This is a genomic window from Pedobacter sp. MC2016-15 (assembly GCF_026239695.1).
Lineage (GTDB): Bacteria > Bacteroidota > Bacteroidia > Sphingobacteriales > Sphingobacteriaceae > Pedobacter.
In genome coordinates, this window is record NZ_JAPIVS010000003.1 from 299,036 (window position 1) to 325,616 (window position 26,581).

The following is a 26,581-nucleotide window of genomic DNA, read 5'->3' on the forward strand; positions in this document are numbered from 1 at the left end:
TTTCAAAGATATGGCAAGATTTATTTGTATTGTGCCACCACTTACTGGACATGTAAACCCTACACTGGGTGTGGGGGCAGCTCTGCTGGAAGCCGGGCATGAAGTAGCCTGGATCAGTTTAGATGAATCATTGAAAGACCGGTTACCCAAAGGGGCTCAGCTCCTGCTTATCAGTTATACAGAAGACGATCGTGAAGCGCAGCAAAGTCTGCAGTATCTGGATGTGATTACTAAGAAAGTCGTCTATGGCGTAGATAGTATCAAGTTCCTGTATGAGGAAGTGCTGATCCCCCTCAACCGGCATTGTTATAGGGGAATTTCGGAATGGCTGCGGGAGTATAAGCCCGATCTGGTGATCACCGATCATGAACTTTTTGCTGGGGCCATTGCTGCAGTACAACTAGGTATTCCCTACGTTACCTCTGTAACAGCCCCCGCCGCTATCCAGATTATGGATGAACTGCCCAAAGTATATGAATGGGAGCAGAACCAGATCGTTGCTCTTCAAAAGGAACTTGGACTCAGGGCAGAAAAATCAATTGCATCTTCAGATTTACTGAATCTCGTTTTCACCTCGCAGGAGTTTTTTGGAAAGCCGAAAATGCCTGAGCATTACAAATTTGTCGGCCCCGTAATATATAAAAGAGAGGGAACAACTGGCTTTGACTGGCAACGTTTTCATGAGATTACTGATCGCCCCAGAATTCTTGTGAGTATTGGAACAACTTTTAACCATGAGCATAAGAAGGCCTTCTTTGAAAAAGTTACTGAAGCTTTTGCAGAAGCTCCGGTTACGGTGGTGGTGATTTGTGAACCTACTTTAGTTGAGCAATGGCCGGAGAACTTTTTGGTGCAGCTCAATATTCCGCAGCTTGAAGTATTGCCATACCTGGATGCAGTAGTTTGCCATGGCGGGCACAATACGGTGTGTGAAAGTATCAGCCATGGAAAACCGCTGGTAGTGATCCCGATCGCCTATGATCAGTCGCATGTAGCAGGCAGAGTAGTGGATACCGGCGCAGGAATGCGTCTAAATTTCAATCGTTTTAAGGCAAAACACCTCAGAGAAGCCGTATATGAGGTCTTGACACAACCAGGTTACAGCGCTGCTGCAGCTGCTTTGAGTCAATCTTTTGTTGCAGCCGGCGGAACGGCTACCGCAGCGAACCTGCTGATAAAGGCTGCCGGATCTCATCATGAACCTCTACTTTCCACTCACAGATATGTATAAATTTCTATTTGTTGTACCCCCGTTTTTTGGACATATCAGTCCTACGCTGAGTGTTGGTGCGAGTTTACTTGAAAAAGGACACCAGGTAAAATGGCTGGGCATTACTTCGCTTGCCGATCATCATATCCCTGAAGGGGGAGAATACATTTATCCCGCAGAGGACCTCCAGCCGCATCTGGAAGAATTGCAGCAGATCCTGCGGCGTCAGGATGATGGGCCGGGATGCTCGGCACCTGAGGTAATGAAAATCGCTTTCGAAGAAACCTATGTGCCGATGGCGCGGATCATGATGGGGGGCCTGAGCAGAACGGTGGACCGTTGGAAACCCGACCTGATCATCAACGACTGCGTGACCTTTGCCGGTGCACTTTGTGCCCATATGAAGGGTATCCCCTGCGTGACCACTACGCCGGTACCACCCGAGGTTATGGGTAACACGGCGGAGACTGCCCCAAAAATATTTGCCTGGCATGAGAAGTTATTCAGGGGACTGCAGGAAGAGTTTGGGCTGTATCATGATCAGCTTCTTGTTCATTCAAAGCAGATGAATATGGTGTTTACCTCCTCGGAGTTTGCCGGTGTTAAAAATCCTGAACCTCATATGAGATTTGTGGGCCCGGTGAAAGGCAGGCCCAACCATACGGAATTCGACTGGCAGCGGCTTGAAAAAGCCCGAGGTCCACTGGTGTTTGTCTCCCTCGGTACGCTGCTGATAGACATCAGGAAGGATTTTTTCGGCAAACTCATTCAGGCTTTTGCAGATGCTCCCCTGACTATTGTGGCAGCCACGGATCCTGCTATTTTTGAAGAATGGCCGGATAACTTCATTGTCAGCGGCTTTGTTCCGCAGGCAGCACTCATGCCAAAGATGGATGCTGTTATCTGCCATGGAGGCTTCAATACAGTGAACGATACATTCCTGAATGGACTGCCAATGCTGATCATCCCTATCACGTACGATCACTTTCATACCGCAAAACTTATAGAAGACGCAGGTTGTGGAATTAAAATACGTTACAAGAGACTAAAGATTGATGACATGAGGAAGGCGGTTTTTGAACTGCTGGAAAACAGCACTTACAGAGAAGCTTCGGCAAGGATCAGAGAAACCTTTATTGCCGCCGGAGGAAATGATAAAGCTGTGGAACTACTTGAGCAATGCTGTGCAATCAATAACAACATTAACTGATGAAAAGGAAACTGTTTTTTTTAGAAAGAATGATCTATGGAAAGGGAGATACTGCTTTCAATGCCGTTGTACCGGTTAAGATCAAAGGAACAATCCCCGTTGGCAATCTGACTCATGCACTTCAGAGGATACAGGAAAAGCATCCTTTCTTAAAAGCTTTTATAGAACGGGACAAAAAAAAGATGCCCTGGTTTGTAGTAAATGAGGATGAAGCAAACCCAATCCCTGTAAGGATTGTGCCCCGATTCAGCGATAATGACTGGCTGACTGAGGTTACCCGCGAATGGTCGACCGTCTTTGATATGGACAAAGGACCACTCATGAGGGTGGTGTGGATCAGAGGAACAGTATGCTCTGAACTGATCCTGGTGATGCATCATTGTGTTTGTGATGGACGCTCGGCAATGTCTGTGCTCGAAGACCTGCTGCTGCTCCTGGAAGACGGGGATGCACAGATCGGGAAAGAAATTCCAATCCTGAGTGTAAGCGATATTATACCCTCAGAAGTACTGGGGGATACCAGGAAAAAGCTGAAAGCAAAACTTAGCGGGAAACTCACTTCGCTGGTACTCTGGCTGATGCCTCTGCGGAAAAGACTGACTGAGCGCAAACGTGATTACATGATCAACTGGAAGCTGGATCAGAAGCTGAGTGACCATTTGCTGAAGGTTTCTAAAAGGAGTGGGGCAACGATCAACACGCTTTTATGTAAAGCCGTATTAACTGCCTTTAAAGAAATCAGGGGCAATAAAGAGTTTCACAATAAAATTGTTTGTCCTGTAGATATCAGGAAGTACATTCCCCAGATCAAAGAGGAGAATATCTTCGCTTTTGTAACCATGGTGATTATTTCTGCAAGCGATGAACCCGATTTTATTGTCGATGCAAAAAGAATGCAGGAAGATATAACTAAAAAAACCGCGGAACTTAAACCTTACGAAATGATCATGCAGATGGAAGAATCTCACTCTTCACTGGAGAACCTCAGTGATTTTCTCAAATACAGTAAGCCTGCCAACGATTGTCTTTTTTCTAACCTGGGAAAGATCAGCATCAGGCACCAATATGAAAATTTTGAACTGGAAACAATTTACAGTCCTTCGGCAGTAGGACCACTGGGTAAAACCACCGGATTTGTAGCCTCAACCTTCAGAGGACAAATGGATTTAACGTTTATCGGAAGCGAAGGCTTTCTTCCCTATGAAGAAGCGCTGGCCATTAAAGATAGAATAGAAAAAATCATTGAAGCTATACATTATGGTCCTCTCAGCAATTAATCCTGTCCAAAGATGAAAAGGAAAATGATAACCGGGGAAAGGATCATGTATATCAATGCATCTACCTCTCTCAATTGCGTCTTTACCGCTAAAATCCGCGGATCGATCTTGGCCGATAGTTTACATACAGCATTGGGCAAAATCCAGAAGAAACATCCATTGTTACGTTCCCTGATCAAAGATTCAGGAAGAGGAGGGCCATATTTTGTTTCTGCGAAAGACATCCTTCCAATTCCCGTACGTGTAGTGGTAAGAAAGGGCGACAATCACTGGGAAGCAGAATCGAAGACAGAATGGATTAAATTATTCAATGATCGCAACGCTCCTATGGCCAGGGTCGTTTGGTTGCAGGGAAAAGATGTTTCCGAGCTGATGCTGGTTTGTCCGCATTGTATATGTGATGGAAGAAGCATACTGACACTCATGGAAGAATTGTTGTTACTGATCGATCATCCTGAAAAAGAACTTGAGCCATATGCTCCCTTTAACTCGGTACAGGAATTACTTTCTGAAAAATATTCTTTTGGCAAACTGATCAGAGTGAGGCTGCTCTCTGTGCTGGCAGTATGGTTTCTGTTTACAAAATCACGTCCCGAAACACCGCTCAGAGGAAATCCATATATGTTGCACTGGAAGCTGACCAGGGAAAGCACCGACGCAATTGCTGCGGCATGTAAAAGAACAGGAACAACTGTACATGCAGTTCTATGTGTGGCCTTTCTGGAAGCATTCCGGCTGGTAAAAGCTGAGCAGGCCAGGGGCAATGCTGTTAGTCCGGTAGATATCAGAAAATATGTGCCGGAGATCAAAGATGATATGATGTTCGCTATGGCTCCTACCGTAGAAGTTAGCCTGGATCAGGGTCAGGCAAGTTTTTGGGTCAAAGCAAAGCTACTGAGTAATCAGCTTCGTGTAAAAATAGATGCGCTGAAGGGTCGTGAGTCGCTCCTGCTAAGTGAATATCTTTCGGCGGACAGAATTGTGAAATATTTAAAAACCGCCGGGGCCACACATGATATCACAGTTTCAAATATGGGCAGGTTAACTATTCCTGAAAAATATGATTCTTTTGAGCTGGAAACAATCTATAGCCCTACAGTAGCATTTCCCTGGAAAAATCCCACTACGGCATTGATTCATACTTTCCGTGGCAGAATGGATTTCACATTTTGTTCAAATGATAGGTTTTTGAGGCAGGAAGAAGCAGAACAAATCCGCGATACGCTGCTCGGCTTATTACTGAAGGGGGCAGAAGAAGTCTATGCAGCGATTTAATCAGGAGGAATACGAAACCTGGAGGAGATTCACCCGTAAAAACCTGTTGCTGTCAGCCCTGGTAAACCTGGTGTTCAATACCTGTTATCCTTATTTTAACTTCAGGGATCTTAATGCCGTTTCTCTTTTCCATGGCAATTTTTGCTATGCACGATTTATCCTGCCCATGGCTTTTTTGCTGCCCTTGCTGATCACTTTTGATATCATGAAAAAAGCTATGGCGCTGGCAGAGGAAAGGGGAGAGGTTTTGGTACTGCCAGCTGATTCTTCAAAGTATAAGCTTATTTTTAGGGCTGCAGCTGTCAATGGAACTGTTACACTTACAGCAGTAGTATGCTGTATGTTAGCTGTCCATCTCAGCCTGCCTGAAAATTATCATTTTGATGGAAGACTATTGTCTGTTCTGATGGGCTCGCTGGCAGGAATTTTGGCGATGTATTTCACCTTTGGCGCTATCAGAAAGGTAAGAAGTCTCTCTGCGCAATGATTCCGGAGAGATATAATCCCTTTGAAAAATTTGTTAATGCTGTCTACATTGATTAAAATTGATCAGATACAATTCATATGGAAAAATTGAAAACTGCGTTGCTCCTCATGGCAATGTGTATAGGATATACTGTTCAGGCTAAAGTAAAATTGCCTGCTGTTTTTAGCGACAATATGGTGCTGCAGCAAAAAACCAAAGCTGCCATATGGGGCCAGACAGAGCCGGGAAAATCAGTGACACTTGCCACTACATGGAGTACGGAAAAATATACAGCGAATGCTGATCAGAAGGGTAAGTGGAAGATAATCATGTCTACGCCTGCGTACGGAGGCCCATATACAATTACTATTTCTGATGGCGAAGAGTTAATTCTCAACAATGTGCTTATCGGTGAGGTCTGGCTTTGCTCAGGGCAGTCGAATATGGAAATGCCTCTGGCAGGATGGGGAAAGATCAAAGATTATGAAAAGGAAATCGGGGAAGCAAAATATCCGCATATCAGGTTGCTGCAGGTAGAGCATCAAACGTCCAACCAGCCACAAGCTGATGCAAGGGTGGCCGGAGGGGGATGGCATGAATGCAGTCCTGAAAGCATTGCTGATTTCTCGTCTACTGCTTATTTTTTTGCAAGGGAACTCTACAGGAAAAATGGTATTCCTGTGGGGCTGATCCATACTTCATGGGGAGGCACCATTGCAGAAGCATGGACGAGTGGCAGCACGCTGAAGAGTATGCCTTATTTTACAGCTGCAGTAAACAAAATCGCCCGTACCGACCAGGATAAAATGACCCGTAATTACCAAAAGGATTTGGAGAGCTGGCAGAAAACTGTGCTGGCGAAAGATGCCGGCCTTGCGGGAGGGAAACCATTATGGACTGCCACGACTTATAGTGACACAGACTGGAAAACTATGACATTGCCCGCATTATGGGAAGAAACAGCACTGCCTGCTTTTGATGGGATCGTCTGGTTTCGCAAAAAAGTTACCATTCCGGCAAGCTGGGCAGGTAAGGAGCTGAAGCTGAACCTGGGCACCATCGACGACGATGATATCACGTATTTTGATGGATTGAAAATTGGAGAAACAAAAGGTTACGGGGAAACTCGTTCCTATACTGTTCCTGCTGCTAATGTAAAGGCCGGCGATTTTGTAATCACTGTAAGAGTGTCCGATCTTACCGGTGGTGGCGGTATTTATGGTGAAAGTAAAGCGCTTTCACTTGAGTCGGCAGAGGGAGAAAAAATAGCTTTAGAGGGCGATTGGAAATATAAGCCGGGATTAAATTTTAAGGATATCTCTCCCGCACCTGCTTCGAGCCAGGATCCCAACCGGCCCACGGTTTTATATAATGCGATGATACATCCCTTTATTCAGTTTGCGATAAAGGGGGCGATCTGGTACCAGGGAGAAAGTAATGCCGACCGGGCGCATCAGTATCGTACGCTTTTCCCGGCAATGATCACTGACTGGCGAAAGAAGTGGAACGCCGGAGAATTTCCTTTCTATTTTGTGCAGCTTGCCAACTTCATGAAAACTTCCGAGCTGCCTGAAGCCTCCAATTGGGCAGAATTGAGAGACGCACAGCTGAAAACGCTGGCACTACCCAACACAGGGATGGCAGTAACTATAGACATTGGGGAAGGCACAGATATTCACCCTAAAAATAAACAAGAGGTAGGGCGCCGTCTCGCGCTCATCGCTTTAGCTAAAACCTATGAAGAGAACACGGCCTTCTCTGGCCCGGCTGTAATTTCACAGCAAATCAGCGGAAATATCGTTACACTGAACTTTAAATATGCAGATGGAGGTCTAAAAACCAGGAGTGGCAGCAATGTCGCAGGTTTTGCTCTTGCTGGTGCAGACCAGAAATTCTACTGGGCACAGGGTGTTATCAAAGATAAGCAGGTGATACTTACTAGCGCTGATGTTCCAAATCCCGTGGCTGTAAGGTATGCCTGGGCAGATAATCCGGTGTCTAATTTAGTGAATGAAGAGGGATTGCCAGCATCACCTTTCCGTACCGACAACTGGCCAGATGTTACTGCTGCAAAAACAAAGGCAAAGCCTGTACGAAGGTAGGCCAAATGCTATTCCTGTGTCACATTGCAGTGAAGGAGAAACAAAATTACACCGGGTAAGGTAGTGTATATAAGTTTAAACATTTAAATATTATATCATGAAGTTACAAGGAAAAGTTGCGTTAGTTACAGGAGCATCGAGAGGTATTGGTCAGGGCATTGCAATCAGTCTGGCACAGGCCGGAGCTGAAGTTGCATTGGCCGACATCACACTTGATGTATTGGAAGAAACAAAAAAGCTTGTGGAACAGGAAGGTGTAAAAGTGAAAACCTACCAGGTTGATGTGACACAATTTGATACTGTGAGAAGAACGGTACAAGCAGTTGCATCAGACTTTGGAACACTTGATATCGCAGTGAATAATGCAGGGGTATTGGGTATCCATAAAGTAATCGATATGACACCTGAGCAGTGGGATCAGGTGATGGATGTTAATGCCAAAGGCGTATTTTTAGCCAGTAAAGCTGAGTTGGAAGTGATGTTGCCAAAAAAATCAGGAGCGATCATCAATGTTTCATCAATTTTAGGCAAAACAGGGATGTCTGATGTTTCTGCATACAGTGCATCAAAATTTGCCGTAATTGGATTCACAAATTCGCTGGCAAAAGAAGTTGCCAAGGAGGGGATTACAGTAAATGCATTATGCCCGGGAATTGTAGGTACAGGAATGTGGAGAGGCGACAAGGGCTTGGCTAAAGCATTTGCTAAAGAGGGAGAAACCGAAGAGCAGTCATGGGAAAGAAATCAGGAAAGTCTTCTGCCGCAGGGTGAAGCACAGACGCCGGAAGATATGGGTGCTTTAGTAGTCTATCTTGCTTCGGCGGTACACGTTACTGGTCAGGCCATCGCCGTTGACGGTGGTTTTGGATTATAGTACAACGGTGTGTGAATATTTATGGAGGCCTTTCCAATTGGAAGGGCCTCCTTTTTTTTTGGTGCCCCCATTTATATTACACAGATATTACCAGACTTCTGATCATGATCAGATAAATTGCCGGAGTTGGACTTAATTTTGAAGTCTTTTACACCAAAATGCAAACCGTGAAGCTTTTAGATATTACATACAAGCGTCTTGTCAATAGGGAATTGAAGCTGGATATTTATCAGCCTCAGTCCAGAACGGAAAATAGAGCACCGGTTGTGATCTTTATTCATGGCGGAGGCTGGGCTTCCGGCGATAAGTCGGAAATTCATCAGGATTACCGGGCTACTTTACTCAATGATCTCTTAGATAAAGGTTTTGCGGTGGTAAGTATCGATTACCGTCTGACAGATCTCGAACACATCCATTTTCCGTCACCAGTGATCGATTGCAAAGATGCATTGCGATGGGTGTATAAAAATTCAGAATTATATCGCTTTGATATTAACAGGATAGGCCTATGGGGAACTTCAGCAGGTGCACATATGGCGATGTTACTGGCTTATTCTGAAGATCAGGATTTTTATGGTGCAGATGAGTTGAAAGCTTACAGTTCAAAAGTGAACTATGTTTTTAATAATTATGGTCCGGTAGACCTCAATATGCTCTTTAAACCCAATCTGGGTAATTTTAAATTGGGATTGGCAAGAATATTTTTAACACGGAAATACAACCTGCGACAATCCAGACTCGCGACTTTCTCAGGTATGGATATTGAAAACCAGAAAAAAGAAGTGATTAGTTTCACAGAATTGTATTCTCCTGTGAAATACATTGATGCGCAAGCTGTGCCAACTTTTACGATTCACGGTGATCAGGATCAAACTGTGCCATTGAAGCAGGCCTTGATACTTGATAAAGCGCTAAAGAGGCATAGTATTCCCCATCATATGGTTGTTTATTCCGGACAGGGGCATGGGCTCAAAACATTGCGTCAGGATCAGATTTCAGACCTAAGTAAAAGTCTGCTCTCATTTATCAGTGAATTCGGCAACAACTAATCGTTAAATCAACGAATACGTCTTTATTTATCTAAGTTTGGTTTGATTATTGTCAACGCAACAACTGAATAGATGTTGTGACTCTTATTTAGTCCGCTACTTTAATGCTATGTATTTCTAACGATGGAAACTTTTCAGAACGTTCTTTATTATTCAGGTTTATTTATAATTTTAGCCTCACTGATTCCCCTGATCAGGCATGACTATTGGATTTTCAGAGTATTTGAATATCCAAGATTACAAAAGCTCACGCTAAACGTTTTCATCCTCGTTTTGTATGTAATTCTTTTTCCTATTCAAAGTGTTGCAGATTTTACGCTGATTGCTCTTCTTTCCCTGAACCTCGTTTACCTTGGCTGGCAGATTTTTCCTTTCACTGTTCTCGCTAAAAAACAGATTGTTCAAAGCACCCGGCCAGTCGGCAAACATAACATACAACTGCTGATTGCAAATGTCTTTCAGGACAATAAGAAATATGCAGATTATCATCAGCTGATCAAAAGCTGCAGTCCCGATGTAGTACTGATGGTCGAGACAAACCAGTGGTGGCAGGATAAGATGGACAGTATCGGAGCTGAGTATCCTCATCAGATAAAGATCCCGCTGGAAAACACTTATGGCATGTTACTTTATTCCAGACTGGAACTGGTAGATGGCAGCGTAAAGTACCTGGTGGAAGATGATATACCTTCTATTGAAACGGAAGTGAAGTTGCCTTCTGGTGAACTGGTAAAATTATTTTGCCTGCATCCCAGACCACCTGTGCCACAGGAAAGTCCGCAATCAACCGAACGGGACAAAGAGATCCTGCTGGTTGCAAAAAAAGCAAAGGAAAGTAGATACCCTGCCATTGTAATTGGCGATCTGAATGATGTGGCCTGGAGTTATACGACGGAACTATTTTCTAAAATAAGTGAACTGCTTGACCCCAGAAAGGGAAGAGGTTTCTTCAACAGTTTCAATGCTAAATATTTCTTTTTACGCTTTCCGCTGGATCATGTGTTCTGTTCTGCTGATTTCACGCTGACATCAATTAAAAGAATGAATAGCTGTGGCTCTGATCATTTTCCTATGTGTATTAATTTGCAATATGATCGCAGTTCCATATCGAAAAATGATATACCGGAAGCTGAGCAGGAGGATCTTGAATTGTTCAGGGAAAAAGTAAATGCAGATACAGCTTAAAAAATCGGCTGAAACATTTAACTTCAGTCCATGATTATCGTTATCCATTGTAAAGATGATATCGGGCTTGTTGCCGCTATATCAAATGTTTTATCGGCACACCAGCTCAACATTGTATCGATGCGGGAGCATGTTGATGTACAATCGAATCGCTTTTACGTGCGATTACAGGTTGACCAAACTACCGATGAAGAGATTCTGCACGAAAAATTACTGGGGGTATTGCCCTCTGATGCGATGATTACCATCAACCCGCTTCCCCATAAGCGAATTGTAGTACTGGTAACAAAGGAGTACCATTGCCTGACCGACATCCTGATCAGGAATTACTTTGGAACACTTGGAGCAACCGTTTTAGGTGTAATCGGAAATCACGGTCATCTTGGCGACATTTGTAAACGCTTTGATGTTCCTTTCTTTGCGGTATCACATGAACAAAAAAACAAATCGGATTTTGAGCAGGAAATAAGCAGTATTATCAGTTCGTATGAGCCCGACTATATCGTGCTGGCAAAATTTATGAGGATCCTATCGCCGGATTTTGTTGCCCTGTTCCCCACAAAAATCATCAATATCCATCATTCTTTCTTACCTGCTTTTATTGGGGCAAATCCCTACAAACAAGCGTTTGAGAGGGGAGTGAAGCTCATCGGCGCAACTGCTCATTTCGTCACAAATGACCTTGATGAAGGACCGATTATTGCTCAGCAAATTATACCCGTAAACCATTCACTGACGGCTGCAGATATGATGAAGGCAGGAAAGGAAATTGAAACCTCTGTACTCGCCAAAGCCCTGAGGATGGTGTTTGAAGACCGTGTCTTTGTTTACAAGAATAAAACTGTTGTATTTGAGTAACAGATTTTTGTATCTTCCTTAAATAATTTGAAGATATGCATTTACGGTTGTTCGCTCTGCTTTTGATTTTTAATATCAGCACTTTTGCTCAGAAAAAAACATACTCCATCGTTCAATATGGTGCATTAGCCGATGGAAAAACGAACAATACCACCGCCATTCAGAAAGCGATAGATGAGGCCGAAAAAAATGGTGGGGGTATTGTGATCGTACCGGCAGGAGATTTCGTGACTGGTGTACTTCATTTAAAATCAAATGTAGTCCTCAACCTGGCCTTGAATGCAAGGTTGATGGCAACAACAAAAAGATCAGATTATGGAGGCAAAAAGGCTTCAGCACTGATTGTTGGTAACAATGTTCATCATATTTCGATCACTGGTAAGGGGACGATTGATGGTCAGGCCAAACCCCTGCTCGAAGATATCTATCGCATGTTAAATGCAGGCACACTTGAAGATGCAGAGTGGAAAGAGTATAACGACTGGCACCAGATGCGGCCTGCAGAACACAACCGTCCACATCTGATTGATCTGATCAGTTGCCAAAACATCGTAGTGAAAAATATCACTATCAGGGATGGTTTATGCTGGATACAGGATTACAGGGGCTGTTCGGATATCGTGATTGACAGTATCACCGTAGAAAGCAATACCTTCCTCAACAATGACGGGATCGATATCACAGATAGTAAAAATGTGAGGATTACTAATTGCGCTGTAAATGTAGCAGATGATGGTATTTGTTTGAAATCTTCTGATGCCAGCAGTGGATGCGAGAATATTTATATTGCCAATTGCAAGCTGCGCTCAAGTGCCAGCGGCTTTAAAATGGGTACTGCTTCGCGTGGATATTTCAAAAATGTGAAAGTGCGTAACCTTGAAATATACGATACGTTCCGTTCTGCGATTGCCATAGAAACTGTTGACGGCGGCAATATTGAGAATATTGATATCCGTAATGTAGTAGCCAGGAATACCGGAAACGCAATATTTATTCGCCTTGGTAAACGTCGTGAAAACGTTGCGCCAGGATATTTAAGGGGAGTTTATATCAGTGATGTAAAGGTAGAAGTGCCGGCGGGAAAACCTGATGCTGGTTATTCCTGGGATGGACCAGAAGTACGCTATCCCCATAATGTCTTTCCTTCGTCTATCACCGGTATTCCGGGACATCCCGTAGAAGATGTAACGCTGAACAATATCGAAATTATTTATGAGGGTGGGGCTTTGGCAAAGCGGGCTGCTTTTGGCATAGACTCACTGGAGCAGGTGCCGGAGAAAATCAGAGATTATCCTGAGTTCTCTATGTTCGGCGAATTACCGGCCTGGGGATTTTATACCCGTCATGCTGTAGGGATCACGATGAATAACATCAAACTGAGTTCTCAGAATAGTGATTTCCGTACTGCAGTTATTTTTGATGACGTAAAAAAACTGAACATGAAGAATGTGGAGATTGGTAAAACGGAAAGCAAGCCCGTCATCCTGCTGAATAAGGTTAGTGATAGTTCTCTTCATAAAATTAAAACCCATTCTCCAACCAAAGACGATATCAGGTATCAATAGAATTCAATGTTTGGCGGGCGTAATATTTTGCTCCTAAACCTGCTGCCTGACCATCACAGGGGGGAATATTATGTACCTTGCGCAAAATGACTACGATTACCTATTCTAAGCGCGCAAAACCAGTACAGGAAAAACATCAGGGTATATCCACTGTTCTGGCCTTTGCACTTCTCCCATTATCCGGCTTTGCCACAGATATTTATATTCCCTCTTTACCAACCATGTCGGCCGTCATGCAGGTTAGTGAAATCCAGGTTCAGCTGACATTAACGTTTTTTCTGATCAGCTACGGAGTTTCTCAGCTTTTTGTCGGCAGTATCCTGGATAGCTTTGGCAGATACAGGATAAGTCTGGTTTCCTTGCTTATCTTCGCTGCAGCAAGTGTGGTGATTGCAGTTACCCATCAGATTTATCTGATCTACCTGATGAGAATCATCCATGGTTTTACCGTGGGGGCGATAGTAGTAGCTAAAAGGGCTTATTTTGTAGATCTTTTTACTGGCGATAAGCTGAAACATTATCTGAGTTTGTTTTCGATTATCTGGTCTACAGGACCAATCGTAGCACCTTTCATTGGTGGTTACCTTCAAAATGCTTTTGGATGGGAATCCAGCTTTTATTTTTTGGCCGGACTGGCACTTGTTCTGGCCTTGCTGGAATTTATCTTCAGTGGCGAAACGCTTAAACATGCTACAGAATTTAATTTGACCTCTATCACAAAGATCTATGTTGCAATGGTTAAAACGGCCAATTTCACCTTAGGTATAGTGATGCTCGGACTAGCCTATTGCATGGTTATGGTTTATAACATGACAGGTCCTTTTATTATTGAGCATCAGCTTCATCTGAGCCCTGTAATTGCCGGTTACAGTTCCCTTGTGCTTGGCTTCGCCTGGATGACAGGTGGCTTTATCGGAAAGGCAACCATTAACAGGCCGTTTTTTAAAAGAGTAGCAGTGAATCTAGGTGTTCAGGTTTTGTTTGTAATCGCCATGATCATCAGTACCAGCTTTATTGAAAATTTATATACCTTAATCTTTTTCGCTTTCATCATCCATGTAGGAGCAGGATTTACTTTCAATAACTATTTTACTTTTTGCCTCAGTCAGTTTCCCAAAAACGCGGGTATAGCAGGTGGTCTCACAGGCGGAATCAATTATGTAATTGTATCTTTCCTCAGTTATGGTATTATCTATTTTGTGCCTGCAAAGGACGAACTTAACCTGAGCTACAGTTATTCCATTTTGATTTTCCTATCGTTGCTGGTTATGTATTTCATCTTTAAGGCTAACAGAGAAAGCAAACAACTTGCTAAATAATTTCTTTTTTAAATAGCTTATATTTAAATCATACTCCTGTACGTTGTATTATTGTTTGTAAGGAATAATAACCGTCATTATTGATTTGGAAATGAAAGCGACTTTAAGAATTGATCCTATTGAGCAACATGTGATCGATATTGTTAGAAAATTAAGAAGGAATAAAAGAATGAGGCAGCAGGATCTGGCCAAGATCCTTAATACCAGTTCTTCTTTTGTCGGAAATGTGGAGAATGCACGAAACCCGGCCAAATATAACCTGAAGCATATCAGCAGGCTGGCTGAGTATTTTGATCTATCCCCCAGATATTTCCTCCCTGAAGACTGTGTCACCGAAAAAAAGGATATATATAGCTGATTGCATCAGGAATCTATTTCTGTTTAAAGAAAATATTGTCTAACTATGCTCCTAACCCAATATCAGTATTCGCAGCATCAGTATGAAGATTTTTTTAACCGGCTTATTAACGATTGTGAGCTATTGTTCTTTTTCTCAGCAGAATTCAGCTTTAAAACTATGGTACAATAAACCTTCTTCGGAATGGGTGGAGGCCTTGCCTTTAGGAAATGGGAAGATGGGGTCGATGGTTTTTGGAGGTGTAGAAGAAGAATTGCTGCAGCTCAATGAGAGTACGCTATGGAGCGGTGGTCCGGTGAAGGGTAATGTCAACCCTGAAGCCAGTTCATACCTGCCCCTAGTGCGCAAGGCGCTGTTGCAGGATGAAAATTTTACTGAGGCAAATCAGTTGACCAGGAAAATGCAGGGGCTTTACTCGCAGTCGTATCTGCCAATGGGAGATCTTATCATCAGGCAGGAGTTTAATGGTGCAAAACCCTCAGCTTACTATCGTGACTTGAATCTTGAGGATGCAGTTTCACATACCAGTTTTACTGTAAATGGCGTAAATTATAAGCGTGAAATCTTTATTTCAGCTCCGGATAATGTGATGTTGCTGCGGCTCAGTTCCAGCAAAAAGGGGGCATTAACATTAAATATCGCTGCGAAAAGCTTGCTGCAATATAAAGTATCATCTACGGGTAATAATGAAATCATCCTGTCGGGGAAGGCTCCGGTCAATGTTAACCCAACCTACTATAATCCCAAGGGAGTTGAGCCTGTTACCTATGGAGATACAACGGGCTGTAATGGTATGCGCTTTCAATATCGTGTCCATGCAGAACATACCGGAGGAACAATTTCAATAGAGGATAGCCTTATTCGGGTTAAAAATGCCAGTGAAGTTTTATTATACGTGGTAGCTGCTACAAGTTTCAATGGTTATGACCGCTGCCCCGACAGGGAAGGTAAAGATGAGAATAAGCTGGCAGCAAGCCTCATGAGCAAAGCGCTGAAGAAGACATATCCCCAGTTGTTAAACACGCATCTACTTGATTATCGTAAATATTTTAACCGCGTTGCTTTCCAGGTAACCGATGGCAAAGATCACAGCCCGCTGCAGTTAATTCCTGCTGATGAGCGTCTGAAAGTATATGCTAAAGGTGCACCTGACCCTTCGCTCGAAACCTTGTATTTCCAGTATGGAAGATATCTCTTGATTTCCTCTTCGCGTCCGGGAGGTCCGCCGGCAAATTTGCAGGGCATCTGGAATAAAGAACTTCGTGCACCATGGAGTTCTAACTATACCATTAATATTAACACGCAGATGAATTACTGGCCTGCAGAGGTCACTAATCTTTCCGAGATGCATGAACCGCTGCTTAGCTGGCTGAAAGGTCTGTCTGAGACTGGTAAAGTTACAGCCAGGGAATTCTATGGGGCTGGCGGATGGGTAGCGCATCATAATTCAGATCTCTGGGCAATCAGTAATGCAGTGGGGGATAAGGGACAGGGTGATCCGGTGTGGGCAAACTGGGCAATGGGTGGTAATTGGCTGACAAGGCATCTTTACGAACATTACCTCTATACCGGGGACAAGCAATTCCTGGAGAAAAAAGCTTATCCATTGATGAAAGGTGCAGCAGAGTTTACACTTGACTGGCTAGTTGAAGACAAAAATGGTTATCTGGTTACGGCACCATCTACATCTCCTGAAAACCTGTTTAAAGACAGCAAGGGGCAGGAGCAGGGTGTTTCAATAGCGACAACAATGGATATGTCGATTATCCGGGACTTGTTCAGCAATGTGATCGCAGCATCAGAGAAGCTGGGTATTGACAAAGCATTCAGGGATACTTTAGCATCAAAAAGAGGAAAGCTGTTTCCATTAAGGATTGGCAGTAAAGGACAGCTGCTGGAATGGTATAAAGACTTTGAGGAAACTGATATGCATCACCGGCATATTTCTCATATGTACGGCTTATATCCTGGTACGGAGATTTCTTCGTTAAATCCTGAATTCTTTAACGCTGCCAAAAAAACGCTTGAGCTGCGTGGTGACGAGGGCACAGGTTGGAGCAAAGCCTGGAAGATTAACTGGTGGGCAAGATTAAGAGATGGTGATCATGCATACAAACTGATCCGTGACCTGATGAATTACGTGGAGCCGAATGGCGGTAAATCGAGAGTCGGCGGAACATACCCGAACTTTTTTGACGCACACCCACCTTTCCAGATCGATGGCAACTTTGCAGGTACAGCCGGAATGGCGGAAATGCTTTTGCAAAGCCACCTGGGTTATATTGATCTGCTTCCTGCTTTGCCAAAAGTATGGACTAATGGCAGTATTACAGGTCTCAGGGCGAGAGGGGGCTTTGAGGTAAATATAAAATGGAAAGACGGGAAACTCAATACTGCCCTCATCAGATCACTGCTGGGATCAGACTGCGTCATTCATTCAGCATTGCCTTTAAAACTCAGTGGTACAGCCGTTGTATCAAGCAAAACAGCGGATGGTTATGTGCTGTCTTTTAAGACGCTGAAAGGAAAATCTTATCAGCTGCTAAAAGTTTAAGAGTGGACCATGCGGTAGATCTCCTGCATATAGGTAGCTTCAGCAAGTGCGGCAAAAAAGTTGTGCCATTCCACCCTCGTGAAGACCAGGCTGATGTCTGGATATGGGGTAGCCAGTACAACAATTTCCAGTCCGTCAGGTGAAGTCTCCAGATAGTCGTCAAAATCAAGATCATTCGTGAGATCTACAAAAGAACTAAACTGGCTGAAGGTGAAGCTGATCAGCACAGCCTTATTCCATATATTTACCATTTTGCAATTTACACATTGCGTGACAGCAATATTTCCTTTTCGGGCGATGACAGTTGGTTTGCACATAGGGTCTAAATGTTAGATATAATTACAAATATCTAATTATTTAGAATAGTTCCAAATAAAGCAGGGTGTTTTTATCTTCACCCTGCGTCATTTTAATTATTGTGCATCGTAGATCACTACCTTTTCAAATAAAATTCTGAACTCTTCTAAAAAGGCTTTGTGCAGCTCATGAACCTGGTACACATCATGACCGGCAAGATCTTCAAAGAACAGTACCAATGAAAAAGTATAAGTAATATCCACTACTGCCCTTTCAATAGGCGCGGGAGTTCCTACATGGAAGTTTGTAACGGTTTCAATTTTCTCGAGTGATTCAAGCCCTTTTCTGAAAGCGGCCTTCTGATCTTCGGTTGTATCGGCTTTTAACCAAAATAAAACGTGGTGAGATAGCATATGATATTTGTTTTTTTTGCAAATTTAGGTATTAAAACCAAACCAAATGATAAACCTGGGGCTCCTTTTAACAAATCGGTATAGATTATTGAGTGTTGCAGCTATATTGGATGTATTTGAAACGGTAAATGGGATCTATTTTGATGAAGGTCAGGATGCACCTTTTCAGATTACCTTATTCTACGATGATACAGCTAAAAATGCTGAGTATACTTTAGCTTTTCCAGGTTACCAGCCTGTGAAGATCAGTATAGCAGAGAAGCAAGACCTGATCCTGATTCCTTCTTTCCTGAATGAAGATATATCAGGTGCTATTCATGATAACCATGCGGCGATCATGTGGCTGCGTCAACAGTATCAGACAGGTGCTGGTCTGGCAAGCTTTTGTACCGGGGCCTTCCTGCTTGGTGCTACGGGCTTGCTGAATGGAAAGGCTGCCACTACCCATGTAGATGCGTGTAAGGCTTTCAGCAGTATCTTTCCTGCGGTAAAACTGGAAGCCGAAAAAACGGTTACACAGGACGGAAGACTGTATACCAGCGGAGGAGCCACGTCAAGTTTTCACCTCATGCTGTTCCTGATTCAGCTGCATTGCGGAAAAGAGGTGGCAGTAAGAATTGCCAAGTTATTTGCTATTGATATGGACAGGCAGCGGCAATCGTATTTCAGTACATTTCATATTTCCAGAAACCACAGCGACGACCTGGTAGCGATGGCACAGCAAAAAATAGAAACTGCTTACCACAATACGGGTACCATTGAGGAAATGATCAAGGATATTCCTGCAAGCAGGAGAAATATTGTACGCCGGTTTAAACAGGTTACAGGAATTACTCCTATTGAATATCTTCAGCAAACTCGCATCGAAGCCGCAAAAAAACTATTGGAACAAACTGTAGAACAGATGACAGAGGTGATCTACAAGTCGGGTTATAATGACCCGAAAGCTTTCAGGAAGGTGTTCAGAAAAACAGTAGGTATGACCCCAAGTGAATACAGGGAAAAGTTCTATGTTGGCTAGTATAGTTCTTGCGCCTATGTGCTATTTGTTAACCTCACAGCACTAGAAAAATAATATAGTTTCTTTATGTTTGCCGGATATGAAACAATTATTCTTTCTGATCGGGCTTCTTTGTGTCGCTTATAGTAGTAATGCACAAAAAATGAAATGGAACAATAACAGTGTGATCGCTCACCGCGGTGCCTGGAAGAAAAAAAATATTCCTGAAAATTCTATTGCCGCATTAAAGGAGGCTGTAAGATTAAAATGTTACGGTTCTGAGTTTGATGTACATTTTACGAAAGACAGTGTAATTGTGGTGAACCATGATGATGTATATAAAGGATTGACAATCGGTACCTCAACTTATGCCGAACTTCAAAAACAGTTACATACTAACGGAGAGCAGATCCCTACTCTTGAGAGTTATCTTAAGGAAGGAATGAAGCAAAAGGGTACAAAGCTCATTCTCGAAATCAAGATGGCCAAAACTCCTGAAACTACCATCGCCCTGACGGATGCAGCAGTCAAAATGGTAAAAGCACTAAAAGCTGATGCCTGGGTTGAATACATCAGCTTCAGCTATCCTGCCGTTCAGAGAGTCCTGGAGTTAGATCCGTCGGCTAAAACAGCATTTCTTGCTTATATTAAAGGAGATGTTCCACTTGAAAAATTGAAAGAAGATCATATCGCTCAGGCTGATTATTTTTATACTATCTATAAAGAAGGCGACTGGTTTAAAAAAGCTAAAGAACTGGGAATTACTATCAATGCCTGGACGGTGAATAAAGAAGAGGATATGCAATGGCTGATTGATGAAAAAGCTGATTTTATAACCACTAATGAGCCTGAACTGCTGTTTGATCTATTAAAAAAGAAATAGAATTTTAGCAGATTGCTGTTAGATTTGTGAAACAAAATCTAACAGCAATGGGACTTAAAAGATCTGCATTTTCCTTAGCCCTGGGCATTTTTCTTACTTTCTTATTTTCTGGATTGTATGCTCAGCCTGACAGGCCAAAATTCAAGGTTATTGCATTCTACACTGCCAAAAATGATCAGGCACATATCAGCTATGTGAACGAAGCAAACCGCTGGTTCCCGGAGATGGGTAAAAGGTATAAGTTTAGTTACGACGCCACTTCTGACTGGAAGAATATGAATACAACATTTCTTTCACAATATCAGGTGGTCCTGTTTTTAGACACAAGACCGGAGGAACCTTCGCAGCGGTCAGCATTCCGACAATATATGGAAAAGGGTGGCGGATGGATAGGTTTTCATTTTGCGGCTTTTGCTTTAACGCCTTCTGATTTTCCACAGGATTGGGATTGGTATCATCAACAGTTTCTGGGATCAGGTAGTTATGATAGTAACACATGGAAACCTACTTCAGCTATTTTACGTGTGGAGAACAGGAAGCACCCTGTAAGCAGTAAGCTTGCGGCAACTTTTATATCTGCACCTAACGAATGGTACAGATGGTCAGAAGATCTTCGTACTAACCCGGATATTAGGATATTACTTTCAATAGATTCCTCGAGTTTTCCCCTGGGTACCGGACCCAAATCATCTGAGATCTGGCACAGCGGTTATTATCCTGTAGCCTGGACGAATGTAAAATATCGAATGGTTTATATCAATATGGGACATAATGATATGGATTACGAAAATCATAGTGCAAAGAATCTGTCTTCGACTTTTTCAAGTAAGACACAAAATGATTTTTTGCTCCGGTCACTATTTTTTGTGGCCGGCAAGACACTAAGATAATCTTTGCATACAGGTTCATTCCGAATGGAATGAACCTGTATGCAAAATATATGGAGAGTATTTAGTAGTTCAAGTTAGAGACCACTCCAGTAGTCATTGCATAAAAAAGTGTTAATGCAATTGCTAAAGTTCCGATGGTGATTAACCATTTTCTTGCTGAAGGACTGAAGGGGCTGTAATGTTGTTGAGAGTTCATGATGAGATAGATTAGGTTACATCTTATCATAGACCAACACTGTGCCATTTTAAGTTTTTAGAAATAAAAGACACATATAGCATGTGACAGCCATGTTTTTGTGAAAGCTAAAGATGTTACACCATACAAGTTGAGATCTTTTTTCCCGACTGGGGTTTTATTTTCCCGGTTTGATCCCTTTGTAGATAAAGTTATGCAATGCTTCTGAAGTCTTGGGCATATCTGCAGAAAGGTAGTACGTATTGTTAATACGAACGCCCTTACTTGAAGAATCCAATGGAAATCTTGCTTGTTCAATAGATTTGCTTTTGGAGTTTAAGATCGTTCCACCTATAGCGAATAACTCCATGCTGGACATACTCGTTTCCAGAAAAGGAAGAATCTGCGACATCAATACCGGCAGCATGGCTGAGCCTCCTCCCTGCATCTTATAGAAGAGGGCAACCAATACTGTTCTCTGTCTTTCATTCCTTTCGAAATCTCCGCGTCCTACAGCTCTGATTCTGGTGTAAGCTACCGCTTGTTTGCCTGTTAGTCTCTGATATCCCGGCTGAGCAACATTATCCGGAGGAATGTTGTCTATGATTGATATTTCTTTTAAATAATTGTTGAGGTAGGGAATCTCTTCAGGTTTCACTGTCACCTCAACTCCGCCTAAGGCATCAATCATTTTTGCCGTAGTAAAGAAATCAACATTAAAATAATCTTTGATGTCCATTGCGAAATTCTGATTTATAGTCTTGATTGCCAGCTGTGGTCCTCCGATCGCATAGGCAGCATTAATTTTGTCCATCCCTTTGCCCTCAATATTCACATAGGTGTCTCTCATAATTGAAGACATTTTTATAGATTTTGTAACCTGATCAATGCTGATAATCATGATGACATCAGAATTTCCCTGCTGTTCTGAACTGCGCCTGTCCACCGCGAACAGTGCAATATTTACAGGTGGGTTTTTGATGGCGGCGACTCTGGCCTGAGTTTTAGCTGAGATTCCCAATGAGGCCGGGGTTTGTGAAAATTTATGCACAGGTTCAGCAGGGATCACGAGAGGTGGCAGCTCGCCTGAACGTGTAGTAGTGTCCTGGGCATAGGCAGCGGTGCTAAAGGCAATGATTAAGATCAGATGTGAAAAAAGAGATTTCATATTTATATTTGAGATGTAGGTTTATGCATTATTGCGCAAATTATGTGCTATTTTATTGATATTCAAATATTATCCAAGTACATCGATGAAAATGAAGTATTTGGAGATAATTTTATACATTTGAAACATAGTAAAATCAGGAAAATACCTTGATCTGAAAGAAATCCATATGAACTCTCAATCTCTGCAGCGCTATTTTAAGTTATCTATCCTGTGGTTTTTTTCTGTATTACTGATTTTTGTATATCTTTTTTTGATCGTCTGGACATTCTGCTATACATTATTCGTTTGTTATCTTTTGGTGGCAGCGTTCTCTGCCTGCGTCATTATTTATTTTCTCCATAAAAGTAAGCGGCAGGCAATCAAGTTTTTGTTGTTGGGATTGTTTCTTTTTTGTGTGCTCAGTCCATTTAATTTAAAGCAATATAACCGCCGTGCAGAAGCTTTACAAAACAGAATCAATCGTAAAGGAGAACTGAATACCAAAGAAAAACTTGGCGTTTATGGATGTTTGCTGATGATGACTGTTTTTGAGATCGTTCCTTTTCCGGAGGCGGCAACTCAGAATTATTACTTATTGTTTCCAACAGAAGATGCACAGCGGTTTTTTCATGATCAGTCTATTCTAAAATCTCCAAGTATACAACGGGCAATAAAATTGAGAAGGAAAGGTTATATCCAATGGAACAGATGGAATTTTATCCGTAACAAGGACTTCAGGTATGCAATGGCTTTTGACCCCTGTACCGTTACAACGGCAGAAAAAGACGGTATTCAGGAAGTACTGTTAACTACTGATGTTGGCTACAGGGAAAACTATGTTACTACTCATGCAAGTAACTTTTTACGGGGTTTCTTTACTTTTAGGGTTGATGAAGGGTTGTTCTTTTATCTGCAGCAAAAGGGATGGCTTCATCCGTATAAAGCTATCTGGGTTGCTAAAATCCGCTCATCGTCCTAACGTCCGTAATACTGCCACATAAACGGCAGAAATTTTCCTGCTATTCTTAAAATCCAGGGTTCTTCAATATGATGACCAGCTGATTGGGAGGGCCTGATAAAACAAGCCTGGGATCCCGCAATATATTCTTCGTTCACACCGGTGTTATGAAATTTAACCACCTTAAATGGAATGTTATGCTCAGAAAACCTCGTACGGTTACTTTTTGACTCACCTAGATCCACAAGGATGGTTTGTGAAGCAGATTTCATCACTGCCAGCTGATAGTTGATCTTAGTAGTCAGTAGCAAATTGAAGAAAAAGCCGGAAATACAGAAAATAAGATTAACCAGTAGCGCAGCATACAGCACTTTATTCATGATCTGATACTTTTCTGTAAGATGTACTTCTGCTGCCAGTAAGATGATGAGTGGGAAAAGCCAGAACTGAGGGATATAGCGGCTCCACCAGGATTCAGGCATAATAATCACTGAGATAATGATAAATGCCAACAGCCAACTCATCTGCTTAATGAACTTTTCTTTGCCTGCAACTCTGTATAGAATAATTACCAAAACTAATGATAATAATAGTATTCCGCTGAACATGGGACCAAAGCCCCCGAGTCGGGCATCTGTCATTGATGCATGTGCGAGATCCACTTTGTTAAAAGTGAAAGGGATCTTAATATCAATTGGATAGGGACTTTTGGGGTAGATATTATCTGTACGGGAAAACAATGAAATTACAAACCTTTCCAGTCCGTTTTTATGCTCGAAACTGGCTGGCAGATTAATGGCGTAGATGATGTCTACTTTATCCTTTCCCATCAGGGGGTATAAGGGATGTCCAAAATTTACAGTGTTGGTGATATACGGATTAAAGCCACAAATGATAGCGATTAGCCCGGCAACAAATGAGGCCCACCAAAGGCGTTTGGCTATTACAATTTTTTTGTGCCATAATGCCCAGATTAGATATCCTCCAGCAAACAGGGCAATGTATAGAATGGCGGTAAACTTTACATTGACCAGAAAAAATATGATTAGTGCGAGTGTCAGGAAGTATATATTTCGTGGTGTTTGAAGAATGTAAAGACCCAGGATGATCAGCGATAGCAATAATGCACCCATTGGACCATCTACATAATAGGTGAGTAGTTGATTTAAAACAATGGGATTACATGCAATAATCAAGGACAGAAGGATGCCTTTACTCATTGCAACCCAATGATTGCGGATCACAAATGATAAAGTAAAAAAGAAACTTGAAGCCCATAACATAAAGTTTGCGGCTTTACCAGCTTCGATATTGTCGAAAGTGCAGTTAATAGCGGCGCTTACGATTTCCATTCCTTTGGCGTAATGATTTACCCAGATGGACTGGTTCACTGATGCGGGCAGATACTCATAAAAAGGATTCCATCCATTTTTCATTTGTATCATTGCTTCCATATGGTAAGCCTGGCCGTCAAACGAAGTATCATAAAAATAGGATGATAAGGCAACAAAAAGCAGGGTAAGACCCGCACTGATTCCAAAAATAGTATAGATCCTTAGGGGAACTTCTTTCTCCTCATATTTGAGATAGTAGTAGCTTATTGATCCGGCCAGTAAGCTTCCAATTGGAAATTGCCATCCACTCATTGTGATGTTCAGAAAGAAAGATATTGAAGTCGTGAGAAATGTTGCGGCTAGTATTGCTACCATGATAAAACCGGTATAAAAACATAACCTTGAGAGCTGATTAGAATCTTGTATTGTCATTTTAATAAATCTCTAACCTGTTGATTAGTAATATGAAAAATAGTTGTATAAGTATTTAAATATAATGAGAAAATAATTATTATCATAGGTGAAGATAAAAGTTTATCCTTATGCAGATTCAGTCTGCAACTCGGTGTTTTTTCTTCAATATATCCACTAGAAACGTATTCTTGTTATGTACATATTTCATATTATATGTCACAGATTTTTGCTGATCTCTGATGAATGTGTCCAGTACATTGGAAACTACCTTACCATTGGCATTGATCGCCAGAACTCTGATCACCTGATTGTCGTTGGATTTGATCAGCGTATTTAAAGATGAATTATTCTTTGGATAGATGAATCTGTCTTCATTACCTTCTCTAATATCTACAGTAAATTTTTTATGATTTACAGTATAGATCATTTGGCAGTCGTTGCACTCTATGCGGAGAATACCGAAAGGCTTCCCATTACGAAGGTAAAGATAATCTCTGACGGATAATCTCTCTTTGCCATTAATCAAGGCAGGCTTTTGTTTCCGTTGACAGCCAGAGAAAGCCAGAAAAATAAAAAAGTAAAATAAAAATGAGAGCTTATGCCTGATCATGATATCAAAATATTCATATTGCAACGTAGTTATATTAAGCTTCAATTCAACTTATAACAATTTTTTAATCAATGAAAGCAGCGGTTCTGATACTTGCACATAAAAACGTTTGGCAACTGGAGAAATTAGTACAAAGACTAAGCCGGGATTTCGATGTATATATACATGCAGATGTGAAATGGGATATCAATGCTAATTTATTTGATGATTATAAGAATGTTTTTTTTGTAAAAAGGCATAGCGTGAATTGGGGGAGTTATATCCAGATCCTAGCGACGATCGAGTTGTTCAGAACTGCTTACCAGAATGACTATGATTACTATCTATTGATTAGTGGCCATGATTTGCCAATTAAGAGTAATGCTTTCATCAAGGACTTCATCACTAAAAATATTGATTTGAGTTTTGTGAACAGCGAGCTCATGCCTAAAAAAGAATGGGCAGGACAGGGGGGAGGGTTTGATCGCCTGGTGTACTATTTCGGTATTGACTTCAAGGATAACTTGATGGGAATTCTAAGAAGGAAAGCCCTTTCCTTCACCCAAAGGATGCAATTAAAGTATGGTATCAAGCGTAAACTCTATCCTATAAAATATTATGGTGGCTGGAACTGGGTAAATCTGAACAGACCGGCAACTCAATATCTGATGAAGTTTTTGGCGGAGCATCCTGCTTTTCTGAAGAGTTTTAGATACACCTACTGTGCAGATGAAATTTGGCTGCAGACGATCCTGCTCAATTCGCCGCTCAATCTTGTGAATGAAAACTTACGATACACCTCCTGGGAGCCGCATGCATCCCATCCAAAGACGCTGTTGAAAAGTGATCTTGATGCATTGACCACCTCAGATAGTTTGTTTGCCAGAAAATTCGATGCTGATATAGATAAAGATATTATAGAGGCAGTGTATAAAATGACGGAATGAATTGAATTACATTAGTTATATATGGGGCAGGGGACTAATTTTTACAATTAGTTGAAAAATTTCCCCTCAAATGATCACGTATTTGAGTAGTTAGTACATATCCCGATGTAGTGGATAACTTCTTAATAACTTCCCTGATATAATTTCCAATTAGTACAAATTTATAAGGATTGCAGGTGTTTCTGCTGAATGTTATACTGTGGGATTTTTGTCCCATTATCTCCTCTAT

Annotated in this window: 24 protein-coding genes; 19 read left to right on the forward strand and 5 right to left on the reverse strand. The window is 42.0% G+C overall.

Annotated elements, in window-relative coordinates; translation table 11 throughout:
- Nucleotides 1-10: 10 nt before the first annotated feature.
- From OQY15_RS10250 to OQY15_RS10315, 14 genes are all read left to right on the forward strand, one after another.
- On the forward strand, nucleotides 11-1,231 hold the full coding sequence (locus OQY15_RS10250; protein ID WP_265791121.1) for a nucleotide disphospho-sugar-binding domain-containing protein: 1,221 nt from the start codon (nucleotides 11-13) through the stop codon (nucleotides 1,229-1,231).
- Nucleotides 1,224-2,420: a nucleotide disphospho-sugar-binding domain-containing protein gene (locus OQY15_RS10255; protein ID WP_265791123.1), complete on the forward strand. Its 1,197-nt coding sequence runs from the start codon at nucleotides 1,224-1,226 to the stop codon at nucleotides 2,418-2,420. The genes OQY15_RS10250 and OQY15_RS10255 overlap by 8 nt, the downstream gene beginning before the upstream one ends.
- Nucleotides 2,420-3,697 (forward strand): condensation domain-containing protein, encoded by a 1,278-nt coding sequence (locus OQY15_RS10260; protein ID WP_265791126.1) that lies wholly within the window; start codon nucleotides 2,420-2,422, stop codon nucleotides 3,695-3,697. Before OQY15_RS10255 ends, OQY15_RS10260 begins: the two co-directional genes overlap by 1 nt.
- A 12-nt stretch (nucleotides 3,698-3,709) precedes the next feature.
- On the forward strand, nucleotides 3,710-4,972 hold the full coding sequence (locus OQY15_RS10265; RefSeq protein WP_265791129.1) for a hypothetical protein: 1,263 nt from the start codon (nucleotides 3,710-3,712) through the stop codon (nucleotides 4,970-4,972).
- Nucleotides 4,959-5,459 (forward strand): hypothetical protein, encoded by a 501-nt coding sequence (locus tag OQY15_RS10270; RefSeq protein WP_265791131.1) that lies wholly within the window; start codon nucleotides 4,959-4,961, stop codon nucleotides 5,457-5,459. The genes OQY15_RS10265 and OQY15_RS10270 overlap by 14 nt, the downstream gene beginning before the upstream one ends.
- Before the next feature lie 77 nt (nucleotides 5,460-5,536).
- The gene (locus OQY15_RS10275; protein WP_265791133.1) at nucleotides 5,537-7,540 is read left to right on the forward strand and encodes a sialate O-acetylesterase; all 2,004 of its coding nucleotides are present in this window, start codon (nucleotides 5,537-5,539) and stop codon (nucleotides 7,538-7,540) included.
- A gap of 97 nt (nucleotides 7,541-7,637) precedes the next feature.
- Entirely contained in the window at nucleotides 7,638-8,414 is a 777-nt protein-coding gene (locus tag OQY15_RS10280) for an SDR family NAD(P)-dependent oxidoreductase (RefSeq protein ID WP_265791135.1), read from the forward strand.
- Between the two features lie 167 nt (nucleotides 8,415-8,581).
- Nucleotides 8,582-9,463, forward strand: a complete 882-nt coding sequence (locus OQY15_RS10285; protein ID WP_265791138.1) for an alpha/beta hydrolase — start codon at nucleotides 8,582-8,584, stop codon at nucleotides 9,461-9,463.
- 123 nt (nucleotides 9,464-9,586) lie between these two features.
- On the forward strand, nucleotides 9,587-10,648 hold the full coding sequence (locus OQY15_RS10290; protein WP_265791142.1) for an endonuclease/exonuclease/phosphatase family protein: 1,062 nt from the start codon (nucleotides 9,587-9,589) through the stop codon (nucleotides 10,646-10,648).
- Nucleotides 10,649-10,678: 30 nt separating this feature from the next.
- The gene (gene purU, locus OQY15_RS10295) at nucleotides 10,679-11,506 is read left to right on the forward strand and encodes a formyltetrahydrofolate deformylase (protein ID WP_265791148.1); all 828 of its coding nucleotides are present in this window, start codon (nucleotides 10,679-10,681) and stop codon (nucleotides 11,504-11,506) included.
- A 35-nt stretch (nucleotides 11,507-11,541) separates the two neighbouring features.
- Nucleotides 11,542-13,071, forward strand: coding sequence for a glycosyl hydrolase family 28 protein (locus tag OQY15_RS10300; RefSeq protein ID WP_265791150.1), 1,530 nt, complete (start codon nucleotides 11,542-11,544; stop codon nucleotides 13,069-13,071).
- 86 nt (nucleotides 13,072-13,157) lie between these two features.
- On the forward strand, nucleotides 13,158-14,390 hold the full coding sequence (locus OQY15_RS10305; protein ID WP_265791153.1) for an MFS transporter: 1,233 nt from the start codon (nucleotides 13,158-13,160) through the stop codon (nucleotides 14,388-14,390).
- Between the two features lie 91 nt (nucleotides 14,391-14,481).
- Nucleotides 14,482-14,748, forward strand: coding sequence for a helix-turn-helix transcriptional regulator (locus OQY15_RS10310; protein WP_265791156.1), 267 nt, complete (start codon nucleotides 14,482-14,484; stop codon nucleotides 14,746-14,748).
- Nucleotides 14,749-14,830: 82 nt separating this feature from the next.
- Entirely contained in the window at nucleotides 14,831-17,302 is a 2,472-nt protein-coding gene (locus tag OQY15_RS10315; RefSeq protein WP_265791159.1) for a glycoside hydrolase family 95 protein, read from the forward strand.
- Here the strand turns inward: OQY15_RS10315 and OQY15_RS10320 are convergent.
- Nucleotides 17,299-17,619, reverse strand: a complete 321-nt coding sequence (locus tag OQY15_RS10320; protein ID WP_265791160.1) for a hypothetical protein — start codon at nucleotides 17,617-17,619, stop codon at nucleotides 17,299-17,301. The genes OQY15_RS10315 and OQY15_RS10320 overlap by 4 nt on opposite strands.
- A gap of 96 nt (nucleotides 17,620-17,715) precedes the next feature.
- Nucleotides 17,716-18,012 (reverse strand): Dabb family protein, encoded by a 297-nt coding sequence (locus OQY15_RS10325; RefSeq protein ID WP_265791162.1) that lies wholly within the window; start codon nucleotides 18,010-18,012, stop codon nucleotides 17,716-17,718.
- Between the two features lie 88 nt (nucleotides 18,013-18,100).
- On the opposite strand from OQY15_RS10325, the gene OQY15_RS10330 reads away from it, so the two are divergent.
- From OQY15_RS10330 to OQY15_RS10340, 3 genes are all read left to right on the forward strand, one after another.
- Complete coding sequence (locus OQY15_RS10330) at nucleotides 18,101-19,033, forward strand: helix-turn-helix domain-containing protein (RefSeq protein ID WP_265791169.1); 933 nt, start codon at nucleotides 18,101-18,103, stop codon at nucleotides 19,031-19,033.
- A gap of 79 nt (nucleotides 19,034-19,112) precedes the next feature.
- Nucleotides 19,113-19,895 (forward strand): glycerophosphodiester phosphodiesterase family protein, encoded by a 783-nt coding sequence (locus OQY15_RS10335; RefSeq protein ID WP_265791172.1) that lies wholly within the window; start codon nucleotides 19,113-19,115, stop codon nucleotides 19,893-19,895.
- Nucleotides 19,896-19,942: 47 nt separating this feature from the next.
- On the forward strand, nucleotides 19,943-20,785 hold the full coding sequence (locus OQY15_RS10340) for a ThuA domain-containing protein (protein ID WP_265791175.1): 843 nt from the start codon (nucleotides 19,943-19,945) through the stop codon (nucleotides 20,783-20,785).
- 353 nt (nucleotides 20,786-21,138) lie between these two features.
- On the opposite strand, the gene OQY15_RS10345 is transcribed toward OQY15_RS10340, so the two are convergent.
- Nucleotides 21,139-22,128 carry an LCP family protein gene (locus OQY15_RS10345; RefSeq protein ID WP_265791179.1) on the reverse strand — a complete coding sequence of 330 codons (990 nt, stop codon included), beginning with the start codon at nucleotides 22,126-22,128 and terminating at the stop codon, nucleotides 21,139-21,141.
- 169 nt (nucleotides 22,129-22,297) lie between these two features.
- Between OQY15_RS10345 and OQY15_RS10350 the strand changes: the two genes are divergently transcribed.
- A complete protein-coding gene (locus OQY15_RS10350; protein WP_265791191.1) occupies nucleotides 22,298-23,089 on the forward strand; it encodes a hypothetical protein in 792 nt (263 codons plus the stop codon).
- On the opposite strand, the gene OQY15_RS10355 is transcribed toward OQY15_RS10350, so the two are convergent.
- Both OQY15_RS10355 and OQY15_RS10360 read right to left on the reverse strand, forming a co-directional pair.
- Nucleotides 23,086-24,777 carry a hypothetical protein gene (locus OQY15_RS10355; RefSeq protein ID WP_265791192.1) on the reverse strand — a complete coding sequence of 564 codons (1,692 nt, stop codon included), beginning with the start codon at nucleotides 24,775-24,777 and terminating at the stop codon, nucleotides 23,086-23,088. The genes OQY15_RS10350 and OQY15_RS10355 overlap by 4 nt on opposite strands.
- Before the next feature lie 175 nt (nucleotides 24,778-24,952).
- Nucleotides 24,953-25,243, reverse strand: coding sequence for a hypothetical protein (locus OQY15_RS10360; protein WP_265791193.1), 291 nt, complete (start codon nucleotides 25,241-25,243; stop codon nucleotides 24,953-24,955).
- Nucleotides 25,244-25,497: 254 nt separating this feature from the next.
- Here OQY15_RS10360 and OQY15_RS10365 point away from each other — a divergent pair, with 254 nt between their 5' ends.
- Nucleotides 25,498-26,352 carry a beta-1,6-N-acetylglucosaminyltransferase gene (locus OQY15_RS10365; protein WP_265791194.1) on the forward strand — a complete coding sequence of 285 codons (855 nt, stop codon included), beginning with the start codon at nucleotides 25,498-25,500 and terminating at the stop codon, nucleotides 26,350-26,352.
- The last annotated feature ends 229 nt before the right edge of the window (nucleotides 26,353-26,581 follow it).